Origin of the sequence: Bartonella sp. AP88HLJMH (assembly GCF_042195605.1) — a bacterium.
GTDB lineage: Bacteria > Pseudomonadota > Alphaproteobacteria > Rhizobiales > Rhizobiaceae > Bartonella.
Genome location: NZ_JBHIOR010000035.1, coordinates 1 through 6,694 on the forward strand (window position 1 = coordinate 1; position 6,694 = coordinate 6,694).

6 protein-coding genes are annotated in these 6,694 nt (G+C 44.6%); all 6 read right to left on the reverse strand.

Annotation, left to right across the window (positions count from 1 at the left end; genetic code table 11):
- Positions 1-49: 49 nt before the first annotated feature.
- From ACFIMA_RS08945 to ACFIMA_RS08970, 6 genes are read right to left on the reverse strand one after another with little or no spacing between them, the layout of a single operon-like run.
- Complete coding sequence (locus ACFIMA_RS08945; RefSeq protein WP_375693758.1) at positions 50-3,193, reverse strand: DUF4815 domain-containing protein; 3,144 nt, start codon at positions 3,191-3,193, stop codon at positions 50-52.
- 1 nt (position 3,194) lies between these two features.
- Complete coding sequence (locus tag ACFIMA_RS08950; protein WP_375693759.1) at positions 3,195-4,313, reverse strand: phage tail protein; 1,119 nt, start codon at positions 4,311-4,313, stop codon at positions 3,195-3,197.
- On the reverse strand, positions 4,313-5,140 hold the full coding sequence (locus tag ACFIMA_RS08955; protein ID WP_375693410.1) for a baseplate J/gp47 family protein: 828 nt from the start codon (positions 5,138-5,140) through the stop codon (positions 4,313-4,315). The genes ACFIMA_RS08950 and ACFIMA_RS08955 overlap by 1 nt, the downstream gene beginning before the upstream one ends.
- On the reverse strand, positions 5,137-5,478 hold the full coding sequence (locus ACFIMA_RS08960) for a GPW/gp25 family protein (protein WP_375612353.1): 342 nt from the start codon (positions 5,476-5,478) through the stop codon (positions 5,137-5,139). The genes ACFIMA_RS08955 and ACFIMA_RS08960 overlap by 4 nt, the downstream gene beginning before the upstream one ends.
- On the reverse strand, positions 5,475-6,164 hold the full coding sequence (locus ACFIMA_RS08965) for a phage baseplate assembly protein V (RefSeq protein ID WP_375693411.1): 690 nt from the start codon (positions 6,162-6,164) through the stop codon (positions 5,475-5,477). The genes ACFIMA_RS08960 and ACFIMA_RS08965 overlap by 4 nt, the downstream gene beginning before the upstream one ends.
- Positions 6,145-6,693, reverse strand: a complete 549-nt coding sequence (locus ACFIMA_RS08970) for a hypothetical protein (RefSeq protein WP_375693412.1) — start codon at positions 6,691-6,693, stop codon at positions 6,145-6,147. The genes ACFIMA_RS08965 and ACFIMA_RS08970 overlap by 20 nt, the downstream gene beginning before the upstream one ends.
- Between the last annotated feature and the right edge of the window lies 1 nt (position 6,694).

Here is a 6,694-nt window from a genome sequence, read left to right on the forward strand (position 1 = left end):
GGCAATTCCATGTCGAGTTTTTTGGTTTTGGTCATCTCTCATTTTCCCATTATAATATGCCAGCGCCAAAATCACGCACCATGGACCGCGCTGCCGGTCCACCGGTAAGCGTGAGTTTGAGGCGCGCTTGTTTGGCTGTTTTGTCACTGCTCACAAATTTTCGTTCTGTCCAAAGTGGTTCAGCGAGTTGTTCTGTTTCGTCAAGTTTCAAAGGGGTGAAACCACCATCATCCAGTTGCATCTCGAGTGTAAATGTTGCACCGCCTGGTAAAAATGTTTTGATATAACTGGTCAACCTTGCCTTTTCCCCAAAGGCAAAAGCACGCGTGACATAAGTGGCTTCTTTATGGATCTTCCCCGCAATCAATTGAACAGGCGCAAACAAGACGGGTGAGAGCTTTTCGGTGCCTTTAAGAATAGCGCGAAGCTTTACCTTTTCACTGATATATTCAGTAAGGCTTAGCAATTGAAAGGGAAGCAGTTGATAAATTGTGCCATTGTTTCGTTCAATTTCAAAGATGACAGAACACTCACTTGAAGGCAATTCAATGGCTGCGCGTATTTGCAAATCAGAGCAGTCTACAAGGTCAAAGGTGCCTAAATCGACAATCTTTTCTGTTTGTGTGTAGCGTGCCGCCAACACCCGAAAGGCTAAAGCCTCATCTTGATGAGCGGTCCAGCTCCTAGCATTGACAGAAGAAAAGCGTGGACCGGTCACGTAAGGGTGACTTGAGACAAATCTTTGGTGTTCTGCATCAAAATCTCCAAGCTTTGCTAGTGAAACGGCATGATCAGCATCATCGGTTTTAATGACAAAAGCAGTGAGACGGTCATTAGGGACTAACAAAGGGACATCATAGCGTGCCTCTGCCCAACCTAGCTTTGCGCCCTTCATAGAATAAAAGCTTTGTGCTTGAATATCGGCGGTCGGATAACCGTTTTCTGTAGTGACCAAATCAATCACCAAATCATGCTTCTCATTACCGATTTTGCAAAGATGAAAGTCAATACCGGTGATTTGCCGTGTTTCATCGGGGGTAAAAACTTGCGCTTGTGGGTCCACTTGCGTCCAGATCTTCACAGTGGTGGTGCGCCGCATCACTTTCACATCAATCAGACCTTGACCGGTAAAAAGCCCCGTTGCAATGGTTCCACCTTTTCCCCGTGCCACAACATTTTTTGTACCAGCCGTAATATTTTGTGGAATCGTGAAAGTGCCTTCAAGGGTGCCTTTGGTGTTAGCAACAAGCTTTGTTTTTGGTAAAACATTCACACCATCAAAGGTAAGACTTTCCAAGATTTCGCTACTGCCAAAGCCTTCAATTTTAAAGTGAAGGGTAATTTGTCTTAAAAAGTCGGTTTGTTCTTGATGTGCATTGACCAAGTCATCACGCACTTCTGTGTTACGGATAGTTCTGCCGCGATGTTTTCCCATAATGATTTGATTGGTCACGCTTGAGAGCCAATCGGTGCGCTGTTCATGCCAGAAGTCTGTCGCGGGTTCAAGGGTTACTGTACCAGGCAAGGTCGCAAAATTTTGATAAGGATTGATTTTTTCGCAAGCCGTTGTCAACTCTTGCGCAATGATCACTTCATTTGTCCAGTCAAGCGTAACAGGCGCTTTTAAAGGAGCAGTGTAAAAGGTTGGGTCAATGGCAAGCTGCAAAATGCCGTTGCCTACAGCCCCCGTTTGTTGAAAGCCTTCATCTCTATAAGAGTCATCAAGAAAGGGATCAGCGAACATGCCTTTTTTGGCAACAGGCTCTTTAGAGTCAACATTGCTTTTAATCCGTTCTAATTGCATCAGACGGTCAAGCGAAAGCACCCGTTGAAAATAGCGCCACATTTCATCATAGGGGGCAACACGGGTGCCATCATTAACCACAACCGGCGTTTCAAGCCAATTGTTGGTAATGGTTGCAAGGGACAACACATCATCAGGGACACTGGGTGCCATGGGTTGGTCTACTGAGATACCTTTGATGTAAACCACATTGCCCCCCGTGTTGAGACCTATACGGTCAATGCGGGGGAGTTTGTAAGTGTAACTGACGATAATATCACCACCTTGCGCCCCACCTGAGACAGTGATTTCCTGCGCTGTTACTTTATCAGCCGTGATTTTTGCGCGATAGCGGTAAGTCACCTTATAGCTGCTCCCTGCTAAAGGTTCGTCTCCCACCGGTGCCCAATCAATGGTGTCTCCGGTTTTTTTAAAATCTGTGCCTTCTTTAAATTCCTTGCTTCCTTGAACGACTTTAATAAACGCGGTGATGCTTTTATCAGGAACACCATCACGCCCAGCGGCAACGGCACCACGGGTGACGTTAACGGTTTTTTCTTTTGTCAACAAAAGAGATTGAATATCAGCAATAGGAAAATAATAGGGTTTAAAGGTGAAACTTGTTTTCCCTTTTGGAGGCGCAAAAATATGCGTTTCGCTAGGAACAACGCTTGTCGAAAAATCCTCTGGCTCTTCATGGCGCAAAGCCGCTAAGCGTTTGCGTTTAAAGCCATTGATATTGGCTTCTCCTTCTTGAATACTAAACACTTGGCAACCATTATTTGCTCCCAATGCGCTCACACGGCAGCCACTCACGATATAATGCCCATGGGCGCGGTCGTACGTCGCAATAGCTTGCATGGCGGGTTCAAGCAGTGAGGGCGATTTTTGATCAATCAGAACACCATCTTGTAAAATATAAACGGGAAAGAAAGTGCCACTCTGAGCATCCTCTTTCAGTGCCCAAACAAGCTGTGCTGTTTCGCGTGCCGCTCCGGGCTCTCCTTCTGCTAAGGTGCCAGGGACTTGCCCCAAGAGCTCTGGATCATCTTCGTGTGTTATCCATTTTTTTTGCAGCTTCACACCAATTTCCAAGCGCCCAATCATGGCAACATTGTTGAGTACAGCTGGTGCAACGGGGAAAATATCACCGGCAATATAAATCTTGCCATCCGTTAAAGTGACGGTCCTTGTGTCTTTGTTGACAAAAGCATCAGCCCGTTCAACGCGGTCTCCTTCTTTTGCAACAAGGCGCCCCAAGCGGTCATGCCGCCCCCTTATAATGGTTTGAACCTCATTGAGTTCACCACTTTGAATAAAGGGACGCGTGCCATAAAAGACAACGCTTTGTTGTTCCTCTTTGCCGCGAGATCTGTCAATTGCAAAGGGTAAACCACTTTCATGCTTCATATTAAAACCTCAATAAAATCTTGAATTGTTCGCGAACATCAGCACGCAAAGGAATAGTGACAGGCGTTTTGAGTATCTCGACACCGCCATTTAGTTCATTGGCATCACACCAAAGCTTTCCAAAGGGGATATCAAGAGGGACATCTTGTTTGGGAATGCCGTGAACGAGAATAGAAACAAATGCTGCTTGTTTGCCATCAACATCGTGAAAATCTGTGCGGGCTGCAACAAGAAGCGCCGTGCCCATCGAGGAGGGCTGGAATCTGTTACCACAATGGCTATACACACCATCCAAAGCCTGTTCGACAGGCGCTACAGCATAGCATCTGCGATACCCAATCACGCTATTTTGGCTGTCTCTTAACACGAGATAAAGCGTGCGACCATGAAACCATTCTGCCATAAGCATATCGCGTTCATGTTTTTTGACCGAACACCACGGAAAATTTGCCAAATCCCAAGGATAATCAATTTGGTTCCAGCTTAACTCTTCATCCCCATCATCTATCCAATTACCAATAAGCCTGCCTTCTTCTCTTGTGAGCGTGTGATTGATTTCTGTTGTGCGTCCAAAGGAAAACAAAGTGCCCCCAGCTGTTAAGCGAACACCGCTTTCATACTCCAACATGCTGTCATCAAGGCGTGACATATTGCATTCAACAGCTTGCACATCATAACCATAGGTCCCACGGCGAAAATCAGAGCGCAAACTTTTGGAAAGGTCGGTAATCGCTTCAATAGCTTCAAGGCTTTTCCGTTCAGGCAACTGATCAAAATCAAGTTGAAAGGAGTTCCACCATGCGCGCCCCGTCCAGGCGGGTTGAAAGCGTGCTGTAATCTCTAGCCATTCAAGCCCCATCTCTATTGCCGCAAGGGAGCCACGTATCCTCTGCCATTGAAGCCCTTGATCAATCAAATCATAGAGATTTGGAACATAAGGTGTCAGTTCACCAAGCCCGTATTCTTCAATCAACCACGGCAAGAAACGGGGAGGGCGTGTGATCAGTTTTGCGCGTGAAATCCCCAAAACAGAACCATCAATATCTTGATGAAAATCGCAAGCATCAGCAAGGCGCTTTTCAAATTCTGTCGCGTTTGTGGGAAGGAGGGAACCAACCATTAGCGCGCACGCCCTTTGAAGTTTAAGGTGATTTTTCCAATCGATAAAATTTCTTCATCACAAACCATACTGTCTTGTGTTGGGGTAATGGCAATCACTTTCTGGACACCAGCAATCATTAGTTTTGAAATCCACCACGAGAGGCTTAATTCACGACCAATGGCTTGTTCTTGTTGCCATGCTGTTCTTAAATTTGTTTTCATTGTTGTGAGAATTTTCAAAGATGTTTCTGGTAACAGCCAAACATCTGCTTCTAAATCCAGCACTTTTTTAACAGCAGCGTGAACAATGATTGTATCATTGGTCATGATGATATTTTTTTTGTGAAGAGCTTCTGAAACTGTTTGTATGAGATCTTCAGATGCCGTTCCTTCTTCATTATTACCAAAAAGAGCAACATAGATGGTTGGGTCTTTGCCTTTACGATAGATAATCGCATCTTTCACTCGACTATCGGCTGTTAAGGCGATAAGATTGTAATAGGGTTCTGTTCCACTTCCGTTTCCTCCACGGGCATGAAGCTGTATGCGTTCACGATATCTCTCGTCACTTTCACCCTCCATGCGGGCAAGACCATGCCAGTTTCCCAAAGCATCAAGAGATTCACCGGTTGCAAAATCAAGAATGTTGTTGCGTGCCGCTTCGTTAATACGCTGTCTTAAAAGCAACTCTCGATAGCTAAAAGCCTCTATGACTTTTACGGCCGGATCACTTTCAAGAATGGTATATTCAGGCAAAAGCTCTTTTAAATGGGCAAGAGCAGCAGCGCGTATTTCTTCAAAAGAAAGTTCTGTGATGATGTCTGGTTTTGCAAGCACTCCATTCATTTTATCAATAATCCTTCCATGGTAATGGGCTTGCCGGATGGCAAATAAATGCCTTCAAAGGATAAAGAAACGTGTCCATTCTCACCCCTTTTAAAATCAATTTTTTTCAATTTAAAACGCGGTTCCCACTTGTCTAAAGCCTCAGCAACAGCGGCATAAAGAGCAACAGCAAAAGCATTATTAACCGGTGCATCAATGAGTTCCGCAACACGTGAACCATAATCACGACGCATTACACGCGAACCAATCCGCGTTAACAAAATATCAAGAATTGATTGACGTAAATGATCAATGCCGGTCAATGGCTTTCCTGTTGTACGGTCCATTCCACTGTTCAATTGGGACCTCCTGTCATAGAACCACCAGGGGAAACACCGCCATGAACATGGGTTTCTCCTACATTGGTGCCGTTATGTCTTAATCCACTTGAATGAATGGAAACATTATTTCCAGAATGTAGAGAGAGACTATCATTCGAATTCAGTGAAATGCCATCACCTGCCTTCAAAGAGATATTGCCTTTTGCGTTTAAATTTATATCGCTTTCTGAAACAATCTTTATGCCTTCCGGTGCGGTAAGCTCTAGCTTGCCACCATCACCTTTTAGTGACACACCATCAGCGATTGTCAGGATAAACTTTCCGCCGGATTTGATGTGAATTCCATAAGTGTTTTGTTCATCATCATATTCAAGGCTGGTTCCATCAGGGTATATCGTTCGGTGAATGCTGCCTTTATCGGCTGCTTGATTAGCATCGGTATGAAGTGAACCAACAATCACCCCTTGTGATAAATCCCCTGATGATGAAACAACAATTACTTGCTCTCCAACATCGCGTCCTTCATAAGAACGTGTTTTACCGGCGCGGGCTTGTGTGTCTGGAATCCAGTCACTGACAAGATTGCCACTTTTTATCCGATAGCGTGCGTTTTTATGGTCGACATGGCTAATCTTCCCCACCACAACCATATTGGCCACACGTCTCTTTAGATCTGTGATCTCTTTATCGCGCCGCTCTAACATGTCCACCTTCAATTTTATGGTATTTATCTTTATTTCTCACGCCTGTTTCTGGTTCAAAGCTTAAGAAAGGTTCAACGATTCTTGCTGTTACACTGCCTTCTTCTTCATCCATGTTGGGGATATTTGTCACATAAATGACTTCAAAGGTTAAAATTGCACCATGGAGCGCTAAGGCGCCATTATCGCCAAAGGCAAAAGCAATATTTTGCAGGCGGCATATCTCAACTGTGTTGTTAAGATTGGGATTAGCGTAGAAAATTTCCTCAATTTGCCATGCTAATTGGTCAACAAAACGTGCTCCATCTTCACATGTCGCATAACATTCAACATCTAGCGTTAAAACACGCCGCCTTACTCCATAGTCATAGCCATCTTCAATTGTTTCACTTTGTGTTGAGATATTAATAGCTGGCATTGCTTCAATAAATAAATTGAAGTCACGCATATTGAAAACATTGTCACCAGCTGCCGTCTTTGCTGCCTTTATCAAAGCAACAAAGCTTTCCCTTATCGTTTCTCTCGGATGCATG

Coding starts and splice junctions, on each gene's coding strand:
- ACFIMA_RS08965 (WP_375693411.1), bottom strand. CDS start 6,164: ATGTTAGAGCGGCGCGATAAAGAGATCACAGATCTAAAGAGACGTGTG.
- ACFIMA_RS08950 (WP_375693759.1), bottom strand. CDS start 4,313: ATGGTTGGTTCCCTCCTTCCCACAAACGCGACAGAATTTGAAAAGCGC.
- ACFIMA_RS08970 (WP_375693412.1), bottom strand. CDS start 6,693: ATGCATCCGAGAGAAACGATAAGGGAAAGCTTTGTTGCTTTGATAAAG.
- ACFIMA_RS08945 (WP_375693758.1), bottom strand. CDS start 3,193: ATGAAGCATGAAAGTGGTTTACCCTTTGCAATTGACAGATCTCGCGGC.
- ACFIMA_RS08955 (WP_375693410.1), bottom strand. CDS start 5,140: ATGAATGGAGTGCTTGCAAAACCAGACATCATCACAGAACTTTCTTTT.